The 18114-nt window shown below is 48.1% G+C and carries 15 protein-coding genes; 13 read left to right on the top strand and 2 right to left on the bottom strand.

The window, feature by feature from the left end; genetic code table 11:
• Positions 1-10: 10 nt before the first annotated feature.
• From nudC to ACJJIE_RS08685, 6 genes are all read left to right on the top strand, one after another.
• Positions 11-826 (top strand): NAD(+) diphosphatase, encoded by an 816-nt coding sequence (gene nudC / locus ACJJIE_RS08710; protein ID WP_444894318.1) that lies wholly within the window; start codon positions 11-13, stop codon positions 824-826.
• A 45-nt stretch (positions 827-871) separates the two neighbouring features.
• The gene (locus tag ACJJIE_RS08705; RefSeq protein WP_444894317.1) at positions 872-1522 is read left to right on the top strand and encodes a cation/multidrug efflux pump; all 651 of its coding nucleotides are present in this window, start codon (positions 872-874) and stop codon (positions 1520-1522) included.
• Between the two features lie 48 nt (positions 1523-1570).
• The gene (sohB, locus tag ACJJIE_RS08700; RefSeq protein ID WP_444894316.1) at positions 1571-2716 is read left to right on the top strand and encodes a protease SohB; all 1146 of its coding nucleotides are present in this window, start codon (positions 1571-1573) and stop codon (positions 2714-2716) included.
• Positions 2717-2756: 40 nt separating this feature from the next.
• Positions 2757-3770, top strand: coding sequence for a YhdH/YhfP family quinone oxidoreductase (locus ACJJIE_RS08695; RefSeq protein WP_444894315.1), 1014 nt, complete (start codon positions 2757-2759; stop codon positions 3768-3770).
• A 159-nt stretch (positions 3771-3929) separates the two neighbouring features.
• The gene (locus ACJJIE_RS08690) at positions 3930-5192 is read left to right on the top strand and encodes a patatin-like phospholipase family protein (protein ID WP_444894314.1); all 1263 of its coding nucleotides are present in this window, start codon (positions 3930-3932) and stop codon (positions 5190-5192) included.
• Positions 5193-5860: 668 nt separating this feature from the next.
• A complete protein-coding gene (locus ACJJIE_RS08685) occupies positions 5861-6754 on the top strand; it encodes a polysaccharide lyase (protein WP_444894313.1) in 894 nt (297 codons plus the stop codon).
• Between the two features lie 38 nt (positions 6755-6792).
• Here ACJJIE_RS08685 and ACJJIE_RS08680 read toward each other — a convergent pair whose 3' ends face one another.
• Complete coding sequence (locus ACJJIE_RS08680) at positions 6793-7524, bottom strand: pseudouridine synthase (RefSeq protein WP_444894312.1); 732 nt, start codon at positions 7522-7524, stop codon at positions 6793-6795.
• A gap of 429 nt (positions 7525-7953) precedes the next feature.
• Here ACJJIE_RS08680 and ACJJIE_RS08675 point away from each other — a divergent pair, with 429 nt between their 5' ends.
• A complete protein-coding gene (locus tag ACJJIE_RS08675; RefSeq protein WP_444894311.1) occupies positions 7954-9162 on the top strand; it encodes an RtcB family protein in 1209 nt (402 codons plus the stop codon).
• Between the two features lie 79 nt (positions 9163-9241).
• Complete coding sequence (locus ACJJIE_RS08670; RefSeq protein ID WP_413665191.1) at positions 9242-9430, top strand: hypothetical protein; 189 nt, start codon at positions 9242-9244, stop codon at positions 9428-9430.
• A gap of 21 nt (positions 9431-9451) precedes the next feature.
• Here the strand turns inward: ACJJIE_RS08670 and ACJJIE_RS08665 are convergent, their stop codons facing one another.
• Complete coding sequence (locus tag ACJJIE_RS08665) at positions 9452-9841, bottom strand: YchJ family protein (RefSeq protein WP_444894310.1); 390 nt, start codon at positions 9839-9841, stop codon at positions 9452-9454.
• A gap of 152 nt (positions 9842-9993) precedes the next feature.
• Here ACJJIE_RS08665 and ACJJIE_RS08660 point away from each other — a divergent pair, with 152 nt between their 5' ends.
• The 5 genes from ACJJIE_RS08660 to ACJJIE_RS08640 all read left to right on the top strand — a co-directional run bounded on the left by ACJJIE_RS08660 (position 9994) and on the right by ACJJIE_RS08640 (position 18064).
• Positions 9994-10521, top strand: a complete 528-nt coding sequence (locus ACJJIE_RS08660) for a TetR/AcrR family transcriptional regulator (RefSeq protein WP_282933409.1) — start codon at positions 9994-9996, stop codon at positions 10519-10521.
• A gap of 38 nt (positions 10522-10559) precedes the next feature.
• Positions 10560-11624 carry an efflux RND transporter periplasmic adaptor subunit gene (locus ACJJIE_RS08655; protein ID WP_444894309.1) on the top strand — a complete coding sequence of 355 codons (1065 nt, stop codon included), beginning with the start codon at positions 10560-10562 and terminating at the stop codon, positions 11622-11624.
• A 43-nt stretch (positions 11625-11667) separates the two neighbouring features.
• Complete coding sequence (locus ACJJIE_RS08650; protein ID WP_444894308.1) at positions 11668-14775, top strand: efflux RND transporter permease subunit; 3108 nt, start codon at positions 11668-11670, stop codon at positions 14773-14775.
• Positions 14776-15071: 296 nt separating this feature from the next.
• Entirely contained in the window at positions 15072-17273 is a 2202-nt protein-coding gene (locus ACJJIE_RS08645; protein WP_444894307.1) for a hypothetical protein, read from the top strand.
• Between the two features lie 239 nt (positions 17274-17512).
• The gene (locus ACJJIE_RS08640) at positions 17513-18064 is read left to right on the top strand and encodes a GmrSD restriction endonuclease domain-containing protein (protein WP_444894306.1); all 552 of its coding nucleotides are present in this window, start codon (positions 17513-17515) and stop codon (positions 18062-18064) included.
• Positions 18065-18114: the final 50 nt, after the last annotated feature.

Raw genomic sequence — 18114 nt, 5'->3', positions numbered from 1 at the left:
GGAGGTCTCCTTGGTAGATAAGTTTGTCCCAGCGGGTAATGTGTGGGCAGTTCCGGAATTTTCCCAGCATATCCTGATTGCTGATGGACTGATTCTCTGCCGAGGAGATTTTTTCCTCCACGACGCCCAGGTGTTGGTAGCGGAGGCTGTTCAATCCAGCCACTACTTGGGAGAGTTAAGTGGGCGGGCGTGTGGTGTCCACGTTTTGTCTCGGCAGGTTGAAATTGCCGGCTATGAATGGCGAAACCTGCGCAGCCTGCTGACTTTGGTTGAGGAGCCGATGTTTGCATTGGCTGGGCGGGCGCTACAGATTTCCCATTGGGATAGCCAACATCGATTTTGCGGTCGTTGTGGCACTCCCACCATCTATCACTCTAATGATCGCGCTCGCACCTGCCCGGCTTGTGATCTCACTGTCTACCCCAGAATCTCCCCCTGTGTAATTATGCTTGTTACCCGGGGAGATGAGTGTCTCTTGGCTCGTCATGCCTCGCGTCGAAATGCAACTTATACAGCCCTCGCTGGGTTTATAGAGCCCGGTGAGAGTGCTGAGCAAGCGCTGGTGCGTGAAGTCTATGAGGAAGTGGGGCTCAAAGTGGGTGCCCTGGAGTATGTGGGGAGCCAGTCCTGGCCTTTTCCCGGGCAGTTGATGATCGGGTATTTGGCGGAGTGGCAAGGTGGGGGATTGTGCTTGGACCCCAATGAGATAGAAGAGGCAGACTGGTTCCACTACAGTTCATTGCCAGCTATACCGCCCATACAAACCCTGTCCGGCCGCTTGATCCACACTTTTGTTGAAAAGGCTGCAACGAAGAACCGCCCGTAAGGTTGGTTTAAAGATGTTGCGCAGTATCAGGGAGTAGAAATCATAATGTATATAGCGATTACCTTTATTATTGCCATCCTGGCGTTGTTGTTAGTGTTTTGGGGCGCGCGAGTCCTGCTATCGGGAAATTGGTTCCTGGGGTTTATACGTGGTTTCGCCGGTCTTTTTCTTTTTGCAACTGCCCTTTGGATTGTTCTGATTGCAGCAGATGTTTACAGCTATAGAAACCTGGCTGAAGAGCACAGTGTTGGCATTGTTTCGTTTCGAAAAATTGCCGAGCAGCAATTTGAAGTCAAGTTTTCCGATGCGGATGGTATAGCGCAAAAGTTTGAATTGCTTGGGGATCAGTGGCAGTTGGATGCCCGAATGCTCAAGTGGCAGGGTCCATTAGCCCGCTGGGGAATTAAGCCCGCTTATCGTCTAGATAGGTTGAGTGGTCGCTATCTCACGCTGCAGGATGAGCGAGCTCGCGAGCGTTCTGTCCATGAAATAGAGGGGGCGAACTATGGCGTGGATGTTTGGCAGTTTGTACGCGGTGTTGATCGCAAGTTGCCCTTTGTTGATGCGGTATATGGCAGTGCCACATTTCTACCTATGGAGGACGGTGCGGTTTACGAGGTACGTATTAGCCACAGCGGTTTGTTGGCTCGCCCCCTTAATCAGCGAGCAACTTCCGCCCTGGAAGGTTGGCAGTAAAATACTGAAGCTAAATAAAAATTAGTTATGACGGAAAATGGAGTCTAAGTGGAATTTTTAATTGAATACGGCCTTTTTCTAGCCAAAATTGTTACGGTTGTCGTGGCCTTAATGGTGTTGATAGGTTTTATTTTTGCAAATCGAGAGCAGCTGAAAGAGCGTGTTCAGGGACATATCACAGTTACACATTTGAATGATCGCTATGAGCAGTTTAAAGAAACACTGCTTGAAGCTGTGATGGATAAGCACGAATTCGCCCGTCGTAAAAAGCAAATGGCGAAAGAGAAGAAAACTCAAGAAAAAGCCCTGGCTAAAAAACATAAAGCTGAGAGCAAAAAGCAGCCGGAGAAAAGTGCTGCTACTTCTTCCGACGTTGCTAAAGAGGAAGGAGAGCATGAGTCCAAGAGTATAAAAGGGGAGTTGGTCTCCGAGCGCAAGCGTGTCTTTGTTATGCAATTTAATGGGGATATCAAAGCGAGTGCGCTTTCCCACTTGCGTGAAGAGGTGACGGCCATTCTTCAAGTGGCAGAGCCCGGAGATGAAGTTCTCCTTTGTCTTGAAAGCCCTGGGGGCATGGTGGCGAACTATGGCTTAGCCGCCAGCCAGTTAACCAGGATTCGCAGTGCAGGTATCCATTTGACTATTGCTGTCGATAAAGTGGCTGCCAGCGGGGGCTACATGATGGCCTGTGTTGCAGACCGTATCCTGGCAGCACCCTTTGCGATGTTGGGCTCTATTGGTGTTTTAGCTCAGATGCCGAATTTTAACCGCCTGCTGAAGCGCAATGATATCGATTACGAACTGTTTACTGCGGGCCAGTACAAGCGCACTGTAACCATGTTTGGTGAAAATACTGAGGAAGGTAAACAGAAGTTCCAAGAAGATTTAGATGAGATCCATATTCTGTTTCAGCACTTTGTCGGGGAGTACCGTCAAAAACTCGACGTTGACAAAGTTGCCACGGGCGAGGTTTGGTTCGGGCAAAAAGCCCTATCCTTGGGACTGGTCGATGAGCTGAAAACATCAGATGAATACTTGACCAGTTGTGCTAAGGACTGCGACTTGTATCAGGTGGAATTCAAAGAACGGAAAAATATTGCTAAGAAAATAGGGCTGGCGGCAGAAGCAGGTGTGGAATCGGCGGTCACTCGTCTCTTTTCACGGCTGGCAGCTCTGCGTCATCAGGCTCAATAGTTGTAACGTTACAGGTTGATAGTGCTGCGGGATATACCCCATGGAAATAGATAGGGATGAGAAATTTCGGGCAATTCAGGTTGCCGAAGTAGCTTCGGGAAAGTTTGACCAGTCTGTTGTTGAGCGTCAACTTTCTGAGCTTCCCGATAACCCCTTGCTGTTGGCCGTAAGTTATTCATCCTTGAATTTCAAAGATTCTTTATCTGCGTTTGGCAATCGTGGGATTACTAATACCTACCCCCATACCCCGGGTATTGATGCGGTGGGCAAAGTGCTATTCGATCGGAGCAAGACGTTTCAACCGGGTGCCGAATTATTGGTCAATGGCTACGATTTGGGCATGAATACTTCTGGTGGACTTGCAGAGCGTATTGCCGTTCCTCCGCAATGGGCCTTGCCAGTCCCCGAGGGCCTAACAGCTTGGGAGTCTATGGCACTGGGTACGGCGGGTTTTACCGCCGCGCTGTGTGTTGAAAAGCTCCTGGAGTCCGGCGCATCTCCTGAGGATGGAGAGATTCTGGTAACAGGTTCAACGGGGGGCGTCGGCTCTGTTGCCGTCGCCTTGCTCGCAAAGCTAGGCTTTCGTGTCGCAGCAGTGACGGGAAAGTTGGAGTCCGCTGATTATTTGGCGAGATTGGGCGCATGGAAGGTTCTCGACCGGGATACACTGGCCCCTTTTGCCAATAAAGCGATGGCCAAGCCATTGTGGGCTTGGGCTGTAGATACTGTGGGCGGGGAAACGCTTTTTAATGTCATTAAATCCCTGCGCTACGGAGGCGGAGTGGCTGCTTGTGGTATGGCTTCAGGTGCTCAATTTCACGCCAATGTATTTCCATTTATCTTGCGCGGTATTAGTTTGTTGGGTGTGGATAGCGCTGTTTTGCCGATAGAAAAGAAGGCAGAAGTATGGAAGCGGTTGGCCAGTGAGTGGTATATCGGCGATAAGCTCGACAGTATTGCGGAGAATATTAGCCTTGATCAGGCTCCAGAGTTTCTTGCGCGCTTAAATAGAGGGCATGGAATAGGTCGTTACGTTGTAGATATGGCTCTCTAATAGATCTATTGATTTAGAATAATAAGTACACTTAAAAGATTCTATTTATCTTACCAAATATCCCCGACAACTCTGAATCTGAGTTGTATATGGGCTTTTTTCTCAATAGCCTTTAAGCGGACTCTGTTGTTTGCGGGCTTGTTGTATTGGAAGAAAACTTTGTCGACAAGTAACAGTGAAAGTAACAAACCTGGCCAGCGTAACGCTCTGGTTCTCTCTGGGGGAGGTGCGCGTGCTGCCTATCAAGCGGGCGTTTTAAGGGCGCTTGCAGAACTGGTTCCAGAAGATAATCCTCGGCCCTTTCAAATAATCTGCGGCACCTCTGCAGGAGCTATGAACGCGATGCTTCTCGCCTCTCATACAGGCACCTTTAAAGAAGCCGTCGACAGAATGTGCTCAGTTTGGTTGCAGCTTAGTGTTGAGCAGGTTTATCGCACCAGTTGGCGTAGTTTACTTGGAAACCTGTTTTCTATCAGTCGTTCGCTCTTGAACCAAGGTGTGGGTAGACAAAAACCTTTGGCACTCCTGGATAACAGCCCGCTGCGCAGCTTGGTTGAGCGCGAGATTAACTTTGACAATATTCAAAAAAATATTTCGGCTGGGCATTTGCATGCCACAAGTGTTAATGCGCTTTCTTATAGTGAAGGGCAGTCCGTCAGCTTTTTTCAGGGAGCGGAGAATGTTAAAGGGTGGCAGCGGTTTCGTCGCTTTGGAGTGCCTACTCAATTAACTTCGGACCACCTATTGGCGTCAGCAGCAATTCCTGCCATTTTCCCGGCGGTCAAATTGGATGGAGTCTATTTTTGCGATGGCGCCATTCGTCTGATGGCCCCGATTAGCCCGGCTCTGCATCTCGGTGCCAAGCGTGTCTTTGTGGTGGGTGTGTCGGACAACCGTTCTCCAGCCCATTGGGGGAGTCGCAACAGTCCTGCGCAGATGGAGTCCCCTTCGATGGCACAAATAGCTGCTCAGTTATTCAATGCCGCATTTATCGATAGCTTGGAGGCAGACTTGGAGCATCTGGATCGAGTAAATATGTTACTTGACTATGTGGATCCAACAGATCACACGGATTTGAAATTGTTGCGTTCGGTAGAGTCGGTTGTTATTGAACCCTCGCAGAGTTTAGGGCGTCTTAGTGGCAGAAAACTTGGTCACCTTCCCTCGGCGCTACGCTGGTTATTCCGCTCAACGGGTGCGACCAATCCCGGTGGCGGTGTTTCTGCAGCCAGTTATTTATTATTTGAAAGGCCATATATCGAAGAACTTATCGATCTCGGCTATCAGGATGCCATGTGGGAAAAAGATAAATTGCGCAGTTTTCTACAGCCGGAGCCGGAAGGTAAAACTGAGCGCAAGGGGCTCTTTGGGATTCGCAGTAAATCTCAAGAAGAGGCTTCTCACGGTAATTCTGAACACTGATCTTAGTTTCTCTCCCCTCATTGGCGTGACTAGCGTCTTTCATCTTAGTGAATATTTTTTCTTCAAGTTTCTAAAGGGCGTTAAACGCCCTTGAATCCATTATTATTCCGCCAAGGCGGCGGGAGTCTTTGCAAGCTTTCACATTTATTTTCGCGCTTTCTTATAGTTGTCTTGGACTGTGTGTGCTCTCGCTCATCCGAACAAGTAGCTTCTATATTTAATAGTGATGTCAATGCTGTCGGGTATTATTCAAGATGTTTTCTGTGTTTTTACTCGTGACTCTTTTTTCATTTAGTACAGGTAATCAGGATTTCGCCCAGATGATCGGTAGGGTTGATCGGGTTGAATATTTGGGGGGAGGTTTGGTTGTTTCTGGGTGGGCTTGTCAGAAAGGAGTATTCAAGTCAGTTTCTGTTGGTCTTTATCTAGGTGGGGATAGTAGAAGCGGGTTTCCGATAAAAATTTCCAGAGCTGATCAGGTGTCGTCAAAAGGAATTGCCAATATATGTGATACTCAGGGCGTTCCCCATGGATTCAAGTTCTATTTGAATTATGAGGAAATGAAAAAATTTGTAAGAAAGAAGATCTATGTATACGGGTTTTCATCAAATCAAGGCAGATTCAGTGCAATTTCAAATTCTGGTAGATATCGGGTTGGGATCCCCTACATGAAATATACCGATATTACCTTGTTGCGAAGAACTTTTGATTTGCAACCACTGGTAACATTTGATGATCAGCATTTAAATTTAATTCCAATGCCCGGTTATGGGTATGCACTAGAAGCTCAGTATATTCCTTATGAAAAGGGTTCGGAGAGAATTAGCACATCAACCCAATTAGCCAAATCTGTTTCATCGGCAACTCTCGCTTACGATGTGAAGTTTCATCGGAACTTCGAATTTGTTAAGGGCGGTAAGCTACACGGCCTTGCTGGTGGGGGACAGGCTTCAGGATGCGTACCTATTGATCCGAAGAGTTGGAGTGTGCGGGTTAAGTTTGGTGCGGAGGGTAGGGTTGGGCTCTATACCTATCATCAGGATAGAGTCGCTCGGTGTGGAGATGGGTATCAAGGGAATGACAGTTTTAGATTTGAACGGGATACCTGGTATCGGATTGAGTTGTTTGTGCAATTAAATAGCAGTGCAAGTAATGCTGACGGATATATCGAGCTATTTATAAATGGCAAAAAAATTGTAGAGGAACAAGGGTTACGGCTGACTGGTAGTGATAGGGTAGCTATTGATAAATTTCAGTTCAGTACTTTTCACGGCGGTAGTTCAGCTTTGTGGTCACCCTCCAAAAAAGTCTATGCCTACTTTGATAATATTTCAGTGAAGCAAGGGAGAAAGATATATGGCCTTAAGGGGGCTGTATGCGAAAATGAGAAAGCTGGAATATACAATGGGTCGGGAGCTTGCTGTTCCAGCTTGTGTGGGGCCTGTGGCGGCCCTGGGTGCGGCCAATTAAATGGCGGAAGCTCAGCCTGCTGTACATCGGAAATTATTGATTCAGCGCCATTGTGCTCCTATCCTGGGCAGGTCGCCCCATGCACTATGTAAGGCTTGAGGGTTTCTGAGTAACTTGGAGGCTTTATAAATTAGAGCTTCCATTTGAATCGCTGAATTAATTGCAAGAAACTTCCCTGTATTTCGCATTGTATTTTCAGCTGAGAACCGCTCACCGGATGTTCAAGCTTGAGCTCAGATGCATGCAAAAGCAGTCGAGAGCACTCGAGCCTGTTGGCAAAGAAACGATTATGGGTTGACTTTCCATATTTCGGGCAGCCAATTAGAGGGTGGTGGATATGCTTGAAATGCCTTCTTATTTGATGGCGCCGCCCTGTTTTCAATTGGATTTCTACTAGGGAATACCGGCTGGTCGGGTAGCGGTCAACCTCATAAGGTAACTCAATAGTCTCCAAGCGTCGGTACAGCGTAACAGCCTGCTGACGTGGCAGATCCGTTTTAGGTTGCTTCCTCTGGTGTTTGAAGTCGGCAACGGGGGGGAGGGCATAGTCAATGACACCTTCTTCCGGGCTATATCCTCTACATACAGCAATATATTTTTTTGATGATAAATCACTTTCCAACTGCTGCTGTACCTGCGCAGCAATCTCGCTGCTTTTGGCAAAAATAATAACACCGGAGGTAGGCTTATCCAGTCGATGTACTGGATAAAGAAAGTTACCACATAGGTCCCTCAAATATTGCAAAAGTACACGCTTTTCATGGCGGTCTATTTCTGATCTGTGAACAAGCCATCCCTCTGGTTTGTAAGCGGCAAGTAAGTAGTCGTCTTCAAAGAGAATGGTAGGTTCTTGAGTGGTCATTTTGGGGGCGTGGCGACTGGACTGTAATTTCGGTAACACGATTTTATGGCATAGCGAGCCCTCATGCTATGTTGAAAAGTAAAAGTTGGTTAGTGAATTCAGGGTAGAATTTTTATCGATAGACAAAAAACAGGCTTGACATGGTACCAAATGAGAATAAACTGCACCTAAATTCCATTGCTGATCTAGTTTCAAGGTTGGCATTCTAATTGGCAGTATTTTTGAAGTGGATCGCACCACTAAGGAGCCGTGAAATGCGAAATGTAGATATCAAGAGTTTATTTGTTTAATCGCTTTTCACGCACTTGAGCTTGGAAAGTGATATTGCTTTCCAAGCCAAGCCTTCCAAAAGCCCTGGCAAATGCCGGGGCTTTTTTGTTTTAGCTTGGATTGCCGTTTCAGTTAAGTGGATTAATCCAGGGATAAAATATGCCTGTAAAAACAGTGTTAAATCGAAATGCACCGCCTGGCACGGTACCGGTAAAAATCTATACCGATGATATTGAGCCCAAGGCAATGCAACAGTTAAAGAATATTGCCCAGCTTCCTATTGTGCACTCCCATGTTGCTGCTATGCCGGATGTGCATTTGGGAAAGGGGGCAACGGTAGGATCGGTGATCCCAACGGTAAGTGCGATAATTCCTGCTGCCGTTGGGGTGGATATTGGTTGTGGAATGAATGCGGTGCGAACTTCGCTACAAGCCCATCAGCTGCCAGACAATCTGAAAGCACTGCGGGACGCCATTGAGGTGAAAGTGCCGGTTGGTCAGGGACGACATAAACTGATCAGCGCCAGGGAATCTGCCTGCAAACTTTTAGCTCCCGGTGTGGATAGATTGTTTTCAAAGCATCCAGGGCTACTGAAGAAGCTGCATCAGCCACAAAAAACCTGGGTGACCCAAATGGGTACATTGGGGGGTGGCAATCACTTTATCGAAATTTGTATTGATGAGAGTGGTGCTGTCTGGGTGATGTTGCATTCAGGGAGTCGAGGGATTGGCAATGCTATTGGTCAGCATTTTATCCAGCTGGCCCGTCGGGATATGGCTGGGCATATGCACAATCTTCCTGATAAGGATCTGGCCTATTTCTCAGAAGGCTGTCAGAATTTTGACGATTATATTGAAGCGGTTAATTGGGCGCAGGAATATGCTCGCTGGAACAGGCAGGAAATGATGAAGCTTGTGCTTGGATGCCTGAAGGTCAGCTTACCAAAGTTTACTTTGACCACAGAGGCAATTAACTGTCACCATAATTATGTTGTTCGCGAGCGCCATTTTGATAGAGATGTATTCGTGACTCGCAAAGGGGCTATTAGTGCTCAGAGAGATCAACTGGGAATTATTCCCGGCTCTATGGGGGCTAAGTCATTTATCGTGCGTGGGCTTGGCAATAAGGAATCTTTTTGTTCTTGCGCACACGGAGCTGGCCGAAAAATGAGTCGTACAGCGGCTCGCCAGCGTTTTACCAGAAAGGACTTGGAAGATCAGACCCGAGGTGTGCAATGCCGTAAAGATAAGGGCGTTCTGGATGAGATTCCTGCCGCTTATAAGGATATTGATCAGGTGATGGAGAACCAGTCGGATCTTGTGGAAGTGGTGCACACGCTACGCCAGGTAATTTGTATCAAGGGGTAAATATGGAGGTATCAATACAAGTTTTGAGTGAGAAGATATTTGGAAGAGTGGATCTACTAAAAGTAAAAGGTGAAGTTTTATGAAAAAGAAAGAAAAAATTCGTAGTTACGTTGCGCGTAATCCGCTAATGAGAAAGGGCGGTGCCCACGTAAAGGCAAAATCTTCGGGTCGTTTCGCTAGCAAGCAGAAGCTGCGTAAAGAGGTGCGGGAGTGCGACTCCCGCCCCCAGGCTTTTGCTGCTATTTTTTCGTTGATATCGCCTCTTTAGTTAGCCGCGTTCTCTGCTAGCCTATTTCCCATTAGGCCAGTTGGGTAGAGCTTCCAAATATACCCAGCGCTTCTTAAATAACTTAAATAGTGAAATTTCGTGAATCAGGTGTTCTTGGTCATTTTCTGTATACCAAGCCTTAAATTCCACAATCGACTTTTTTAGTCCCGCCTTACTCTTAATAACTTCCAATTGTGTCCACTGGGTTTCAATATCCTCAGCTTGCAGTTCTGGGCAGGTGTCGGGATGCCAGGTTTTTTTCAGGTACCGAAAATTTCCGGTTGCAAAGGCCGTATAGCGACTGCGCATAACCGCTTCTGCATTATTAGGGTAAGCCTTTCCCGACAAATAGAGTCCGCAGCAGGTATCAAGGGGCTTGCCCGATCCACAGGGGCAGTACCGATCCGTCATAAATCATCTCTCCAGCGTGAACTTAACGCTCTCGTAACACTTTTTAACCATGTTTTCTGGGGAGGGAGCGTAGCATAGCTTGACCTTTGAAATGTTGCCGCTAAGATACCGACCAACCGGTTGGTTTTGATTGGTGATGCCCAGGAGGTCATGTGTCGAGAGTCGACAAAGCTGCCATTGTTCGAGCAGCAGAAGAAGTAGTCCGGGATCGCGGGGCGCGCAAGTTGACCCTGGATGCGGTGGCTGCACAGTGCGGGCTCAGCAAGGGCGGTTTGATTCATCATTTTCGAACTAAGCAGTCACTCCTGAAAGCGATGCTGGAGGCGGCAATAGCTCGTGAAGATGACAGTGTTGCCACTTTTGTGTCCTCCGGGGACAGCTTGTTGGTGTCGCGCTTGAAGAGCATTTTTGAATTGATGGAGGACGACAAGGGGCTGCCTCGCTCACTGATCGCCGCCGTGGCCGAAGACCCCATGTTGCTGGGACCGGTAAAAGACAAAGAGGAGCAGCAGCGTCGCGATATCTGCGATGCGTATCGTGACCCGGAAATGGCGGAACTGCTAATCCTGGCGGCCCAGGGCATGTTCCTGGGGCGCGTACTCGGTGTGGTTGAGTCTGAAGACCCGATTATTGAACGTTTACAGGGACGTCTGCTGGCGCTCTCTGCCGACCTGAACTAAAGGTCAGCCCCAGTTAATACAGTTTGTGGATGATGAATATGAATATATCGCCAAGATCGCGTTTCTCATTGGCCGTTTTGATCGCAGCAGTTGCAGTTCTGGCAGGATGCTCCGAATCGAAGACGGAGCAGGCGCAAGCAGAGCACGTCTGGCCCGTGAAAGTAGCTACCGTTGCCAGTAATAACCAGGTCAAAGATCGACAGTTTGCCGGTCGTGTTAAGGCAGTGCAGAGTGTCGACCTATCTTTCCAGGTCGGTGGGAAGCTGGACAAGCTCACAATTCGCGAAGGTGAAATTATTCCAAAGGGAACCCTGATAGCAGAGCTTGATCAGCGGGATTACCTGCGCAGGGTAAAAGAAGCACGATTAAATGTAGAGTTACTGGAAAAAACCCTCAATCGTCAGCGCTCTCTGGCAGGGTCAAAAGTTATTTCACAGCAGCAGCTGGATGAAACGAAAAGTAACTTTGACTTGGCTAAAGTTACCCTGGAACGTGCTGAGCAGGACCTGGCATATACCCAGCTAAGGGTTCCATTCGATGCTTTGGCGACTCGCCAGCTGGTAGAGAATTACACCAACGTCCAGGCCGGCCAGGCAATTGTCCGTTTGCAGAATATTTCTGAAGTTCGAATTCAAATCTCCGTGCCTGAAAAGCTGTTGGCCACGGTTAATGAAGAGCAAGTCAACTCCATGACCGCCGAATTTGAATTTTTGCCGGGCAAGGAGTTCCCACTTACTTACCGTGAGCACCAGGCTGAGGCAGACAGCGTTACCCAGACTTACGTTGTCGAGTTTGGAATGCCCCGCCCCGAAAATGTACAGATCCTTCCAGGCATGACCGCTCGCGTTAGTGTGAAGTTGAATAAAGCGAGTGGTGATCTGTGGGTTCCCCTTTCAGCAGTGCAGACTGGCCCGGAAGGTAAGCCCTATGTTTGGCAAATTAATGCAGACCAATCTGTTTCCAAAGCTTCCGTGACCCTCGGGCGTACTGATGGTGAGTCGGTTCAGATTAAAGATGGCATTAGCCCTTCTATGAAACTGGTTGCTACCGGCGGCCAGCACCTTTATGACGGTGCAAAAGTACGCAATTACGCACAGCACTAATTAGTGTGTTAGCTCTGGCCCTGTTAACAGTAGGGAAAATGTTGTGAAGATTTCTGACATATTTATAGAAAAGCCAGTTTATAGCTGGCTGTTGATGCTGATTTGCTTAATCGGTGGTCTTTGGGGGCTTTCAGATATTGGTCGCCTCGAAGATCCTGCGTTTACGATCAAGGAAGCCCGTGTTTACACTTTCTACCCAGGCGCCAGCGCCCAGCGTGTAGAAGAGGAGGTCACCGAAAAGCTTGAGGTGGCCATCCAACAAATGGGGCAGCTGGACAAGGTCTCTTCCACCTCAAGTCCGGGAATGTCTGAAATTCGGGTGGAAATCAAAGATCAGTATGCCTCGCAGGAACTTGCCCAGGTTTGGGATGAATTGCGGCGCAAGGTTAATGATGCTCAAAGTGACCTGCCCAGCGGTGCTTTACCTTCTATTGTGAATGATGATTTTGGTGAGGTTTACGGTATTTATTATGCGATTACCGGAGAAGGGTTTTCGCTGACTGAAATGCGTGAAATTACCAAAGCGATTCGCAGGGAGTTACTGGGAGTTGAGGGGGTTGCCAAGGTTTCCCGCTCAGGCATTATCGACGAAGTGGCTTACTTGGATATTGATGAATCCCGCCTGGCCCAGTTTGGTTTTTCCCTGGATGACTTAGCGCAGGTACTGCAATCTGAAAGTTCGACCCAGAAAGTCGGCGAGATTGGAGGTCAGGATTTACGTACCCGCATACTGGTTGATAATCCTGCGAGTGACCTGGAATCCATTCGTAATATTCTCGTCGGCGTACCCGGTTCAACCGCGATGCTGGCCGTCCGTGATATCGCCGATATTTCTCTCGGTTACGATGAGAGCCCAAGCTTTATTGCCCGATTTGATGGTAAGCAGGCCATTCTGCTGGGTGTGGCCGGTGCGGAAAATACCAATATCGTGAACGTTGGCAAGGCGGTAGAGGCCAGGCTGGAGCAGATTAAACAGGCATTGCCCCTGGGTGTAGAAATCCATCCTATCTACGAGCAGCATCAGGTAGTAGAGGAGAGTGTTGACGGTTTCCTCTTTAACCTGGTTTCTTCTGTCGTGATCGTTACTCTAGTACTTTGTGTATTTATGGGCTGGCGTTCCGGTGTTGTGGTTGGCACTGTCCTCGGTTTGACCGTTTTGGGCACCGTGTTAATCATGAACCTGTTTGGCTTGAATTTGCAGCGGATCTCTCTCGGTGCCCTGATTATCGCCATGGGTATGTTGGTTGATAATGCCATTGTGGTTGCCGAAGGGATGCTGATGGGGGTTCAGAGAAAAGAAGAGCCTAAGAGTGCTGCCAGGCGTGTAGTCCGCCAGACTTTCTGGCCACTGCTGGGCGCGACCATTATCGGTATTATGGCGTTCTCCGGTATCGGTCTGTCCGATGATGCTACTGGCGAATTCCTTTTCTCCCTGTTTGCGGTAATTGGTATCTCCCTGTTACTCAGCTGGATACTGGCGATTACTATTACCCCTTACTTGGGCTATCACCTGTTTAAGCCGGGTAAGCAAGCCGACTCGGAAGATCCTTACGATGGCCGCTTCTACAATATGTACTCCGGTGCTCTATCAGGAGCTTTGAAGCGCAGGGGCCTGACCATTGCAGTACTTATTGTGGTGACCCTGGCCAGCTACTTTGCTTTCGGGTTTGTGAAGCAGGGGTTCTTCCCCAATTCAAATGCTCCTCTGTTTTATGTTAACTACTTCATGCCTCAGGGCAGTGATATTAACCGTACAGACAAGGCGCTTCAGGAAGCGACTGCATTCTTCCAGGAGCAGGATGAAGTTGTCTCCGTAACGGCGGTAGCTGGTCGCGGGGCTGATCGCTTTATGCTGACCTATGCTCCCGAGCCACCCAATGCGTCTTATGGCCAGTTGATTGTCCGCACTGAAAACCGGGAGCAAATCCCCCAGTTGATTGAGAGTGCCAAGGCGAAGTTGCGTGTAGCGCAGCCGGAGGCATTGATTACTTTCAAGCGCCTGGTGTTTGGTCCCGGTGGCGGATCGGATGTTGAAGTGCGTATTTCAGGTCCGGATTACCAGACACTGCGTACCTTGGCGGTCAGTGTAGAACAGCAGTTCCGTGAAAAAGGACTGGAAGATATTCGTCACAACTGGCGCAGCAGAGAGCCTACTCTGCACGCACATCTGGATGATGAGCGAGCGCGAGTTGCCGGGGTTACCAATGCTGATGTCAGCCGTATGATTCAGTTTGCCACTGCGGGTTACACCGTTGGCGACTTTGAAAGCGGTGACCGTATTATCCCTATTGTTGCCCGTATGCCAGAGGGAGATCGCAATCAGGTGGGTTCACTGGAAGACCGCTTGGTGTGGAGCCCTAATGAGCAGGGATATATTCCGGCAGGACAGTTGATTACTGATTTCGAGTTAACCGCTGATGAAGGATTGATCCAAAGACGCAACAGGGTGCCGACTATTACCATCAGTGCGGATGCGCCTGAAGGTGTTACGGCAATGGCAGCCTTTGGTCGCATACGTCCCTGGGTTGAAGAGATGAAGTTGCCACCAGGCTTCAAGGTTGAATTCGGTGGTGAGTACGAGAGTTCTACCGATGCGCAGAAGTCGTTAGGTAAAGGTTTACCTTTGGGCTTCTTGATTATGATCCTGGTGTCGATATTGCTGTTCGGTACTGTTCGGGAGCCAGTGATTATCTGGCTGGTTGTTCCTATGTGTCTCGTCGGTGTTGTTGTCGGGTTGTTGGCGACGGGATTACCATTTGGATTTATGTCTCTTCTCGGTGTTCTCAGCTTGTCTGGTATGTTGATTAAAAATGCCGTGGTTTTGGTGGATGAGATTGAGGTTCAGACTCATGCGGGCCTACCGAGATTGACAGCTATCCAGCGGGCCAGCGTTAGCCGTTTGCGTCCGGTATTCCTTGCCGCTGTCACTACTATTTTAGGAATGTCCCCGCTACTGTTCGACGCTTTCTTTGCGGATATGGCGGTGACAATTATGGGTGGGCTTGGATTTGCTACGGTGTTGACACTGATTGCAATCCCTGTGTTCTACGCGGTATTCCACAAAGTGAGACCCAACGAAGTAATCGGCGGGGAAACTGAAACCAAAGAGAAGCGCAAAGAGGCGGCTATTAGCGAACCTGTATCCGTTTAAAACATGCTTGCCCTAATTGGGGGCTGATTTAAGAGTCCCGTGCCAAGTTACTATTCACTTGGTACGGGATTTTTTTTGTCTTCGTTTTTTATCCATTAATTGCCAGGTTGTTTTCTGAGAGGGAGATTTTCATTGAAATATATGAAGAGCTTTGTGCAGAAAATTAAATTTATTGAACTAAATTATTCTTCGCCTGTAATCAAACCTTATTAAGTCTGTCATTTAGCACAACTACTCTATGCCGCCTTTATAACTGGAACTGCCTTCGGGTGGGGAAACAACGCATTGGAGTGGCAATGAAAAATCATAAATTTTTCAAAAGAGCAGCGTTAGCTATCGCTATGCCGGCAATTTTGGCTGGTTGTAGTGACGATAATGATGATCCGGTAGTGGTAACTCCAGATCCGGAAGTGCCAGAGGAAGTCAGTCTATTTGAATCAGTTGCTGGTTCTGAGGCTGCTGCGCATATTGGTCCTTCAACAATACAGGTACCACATGTTGTCGCCACGGCTGAAAACGTCAAGGTAATTAATCTGCTCAGCAATGGTTATCTCCCCACCGATTACTCCAGTGAAAACGTTCCCCAACAGGATATGCTTCCTATATTCGAGGAACACCCAAGTCTCGATGCTGCGGATACGGATGGCCTTTATGTCTTGTCTGGAGAACCCGATGGTTTGGGGTATCTGGATAATGACGACGGTACATTTACCCTGTTTATGAATCAGGAACACTACAACTTTGTTGGCGGTGATGGGGTGGTGCTGGAGAACTCAAATCGCAGTCTCCGATCGACAGGCACCTTCATTTCAAAGTGGGTAATCAATAAAACCACCGGGGAAATTGAGGGTGGTGAGGATCTGATTAAAGGTGTTTATGCCTGGCGGCGTACCCTGTATGACACGGATGGTGAGGTTGCTGAATCTCCAGGATATACCTACGTAACACAAATGAAACCCTATTTTGATGCGGATGGGGACCTTGTGAATACGGGAGCATTCGAACGTTTCTGCTCCGCAACTCTGCCAGCTGAAACTGCTTTCTATAATGCGGAAAGCGGCAAAGGTACCCAGGTGCGGATGTTCTTGACCGGCGAAGAGAGTGACGGTGGCGAGAGCCTCAAAACTTATTACGATGGTTTGGTTGAGAAGCGTGGTTATGAAGGCCTTCGATTTGATGCTTTTGGTAGCATCAGTGGTGAGGCGAAAGCCAAGAGTGAGATCGAGTCTGTCTACGAGTACGACAAATCGGAAATTTATATCGGTCGCGGTATCGCTGTTTTGACAACCGGAGACAATGCTGGTGATGCTTATGAATTGCCACTACTCGGTAAATCTCGCTTTGAGAATATCGTACCCAACTATAAAGCACAGGATAAAACCATACTGCTGTCTGTCGATGATGAACGGCCTCGGGGTGATGAAGATGATGCTTATCGCAATGGAGGTTTTCTCACAGTCTATGTTGGTGAAAAAACCAATGAAGGCAGTGAAGTTGATAAGGCTGGCTTGACCAATGGTGAGCTGTATGCGGTTCGGGTTCTGGATAGCGATGGCGCGCCGATGGTTGATTTTAGTGATAGTAACAATCGAGCGCTGTTCGACGATAACGAATTGATGTTTGAGTTGGTACAACTCTCCAGCCAGGATACCGACGGAGATGGGAAGCCAGAAGATATTCGCGATATGAGCCAGGAGGCCTTCCGTATTCATACCACTGGAATGGAGGTCTCCCAGTGGCGTTCTCCGGAAGATGGTGATTGGGACCCATTGGATCCCAATAGCTTTTATTTTGGAGCCAAGTACGGTGTATACCAGCTTGAGTTTGCGGATATCACCAATCCAACAGATGGTGGAATCATCAAGAGAGTAGTGAGTAGCAAATCCGATGGCGATATAACTGACAACTATGAGAATTTCGACAATATGGCAGCGGTTGCTGGTGTCGATAATAAGACTCGCCTGGTGTTGCAATTTGATAAATCTAATTATTACTCACCAATCTACGTTCTCGACCCTGAAACCGGAGAGATGATTCGTGTTGCCGAATTTAACCCGGAAATTATTGGCGATAGTGAAGACGAGCTCGATCTGAAGATCGAGAAACAGCTGGCAAGTGGAGAATTGGAAGCTGAGCCTACCGATGAGGAATACCAAGCACTGCTGGAAGAGCATGTGGAGAGTAAGCCCTACCGTCAATACTACTCACAATCTTCCAAGGTTCGCAGTGGGCTGGATGATACCGGGATAGAGGCTGCGCTCTCTACCGATGCTGAAGCATCCGGGGTTATTTATGTGGGCGATATTCTGGGTGATGGTTGGTTCTTGAGTTCAACCCAGTTTCACTATGATTTTGAAGGTCGAGTGGATAGTTACCTGAATTCCTTTAATGTGCGTGACCAAAAAAATGGTCCCTCTACACAATTGATTCAGGAAATGATGGCCGGAGGACAGTTGCACGCAATCTATATCCCTCAAGCGGTAGGGCTGGACAAGTAGCAAAATCTATCATTGATAAATTATGCCCTGTCAAGCGTTAATCAGGCAGGGCATTTTTATTAGGTGTAAAAAAATTGATCGAAATATCCTGCTCTTGATTACTCTTGCTATAGCCCTATTTTTTCATTTGGGGTGTTTTGTATAACGTTTGAACCATTTCTTATTGATTTGAACCGCCGCATACAATTGGTACACACTTTCTTGTAACCTAGCGCTCTGGTTTGATTGGTAGTTGATGTATGAGCGTTCGGTCAGTTTCTAAGCTTTTTTCCATTGCTGTAGTTTTCTCCTTCAGTTTTTCCGCTTTTGCAGCGTCCTATGATCGGGCGGAGTGGCTGCCCAAGTGGTCTGATTCCGATCGGGATTGTCAGGATACCCGCCATGAGTTGTTAATTCGCTATTCACTATCCCCGGTAACCTATACCCGCTCCAATCACTGCAAAGTAGACACCGGTTTGTGGCTGGATCCCTACACAGGCGGCTTCTTTGTAAAAGCCTCAGATCTTGATGTAGAACATATTGTGCCGCTAAAGTGGGCGCACGATCACGGGGGAGCCGATTGGACGCGCAAGCGAAAGCAGCGGTTTGCTGAGGACATCGAGAATTTATGGCTGGTTGATGACGGTCGTAACCAAAGTAAAGGCCACAAAGGGCCGGACAAGTGGATGCCGCCCTATGGACCAGTCAAGCAAGTTTACCTCAAGCGGTTTATGGCAATCGTAGATAAGTATGATCTTCAGCTGAGTGCGGGCGAGCGCCGCAAATATCAATCGCTAATGGCGGATGGCTGAGGACAAGTAATCTCTGGGGGGTATAACAAGATTCCGGCATCCGTTAGAAT

The sequence above is a fragment of the Microbulbifer maximicatervae (SeqCode) genome (genome assembly GCF_052467325.1).
This window is presented reverse-complemented; position numbering and strand designations above follow the sequence as displayed.

Bases quoted from the DNA above. Each gene is read 5' to 3' on its own strand.
- ACJJIE_RS08705 (WP_444894317.1), top strand. From the start codon at position 872: ATGTATATAGCGATTACCTTTATTATTGCCATCCTGGCGTTGTTGTTA.
- ACJJIE_RS08695 (WP_444894315.1), top strand. From the start codon at position 2,757: ATGGAAATAGATAGGGATGAGAAATTTCGGGCAATTCAGGTTGCCGAA.
- ACJJIE_RS08685 (WP_444894313.1), top strand. From the start codon at position 5,861: ATGAAATATACCGATATTACCTTGTTGCGAAGAACTTTTGATTTGCAA.
- ACJJIE_RS08680 (WP_444894312.1), bottom strand. From the start codon at position 7,524: ATGACCACTCAAGAACCTACCATTCTCTTTGAAGACGACTACTTACTT.
- ACJJIE_RS08675 (WP_444894311.1), top strand. From the start codon at position 7,954: ATGCCTGTAAAAACAGTGTTAAATCGAAATGCACCGCCTGGCACGGTA.
- ACJJIE_RS08670 (WP_413665191.1), top strand. From the start codon at position 9,242: ATGAAAAAGAAAGAAAAAATTCGTAGTTACGTTGCGCGTAATCCGCTA.
- ACJJIE_RS08665 (WP_444894310.1), bottom strand. From the start codon at position 9,841: ATGACGGATCGGTACTGCCCCTGTGGATCGGGCAAGCCCCTTGATACC.
- ACJJIE_RS08655 (WP_444894309.1), top strand. From the start codon at position 10,560: ATGAATATATCGCCAAGATCGCGTTTCTCATTGGCCGTTTTGATCGCA.
- ACJJIE_RS08645 (WP_444894307.1), top strand. From the start codon at position 15,072: ATGAAAAATCATAAATTTTTCAAAAGAGCAGCGTTAGCTATCGCTATG.
- ACJJIE_RS08640 (WP_444894306.1), top strand. From the start codon at position 17,513: ATGAGCGTTCGGTCAGTTTCTAAGCTTTTTTCCATTGCTGTAGTTTTC.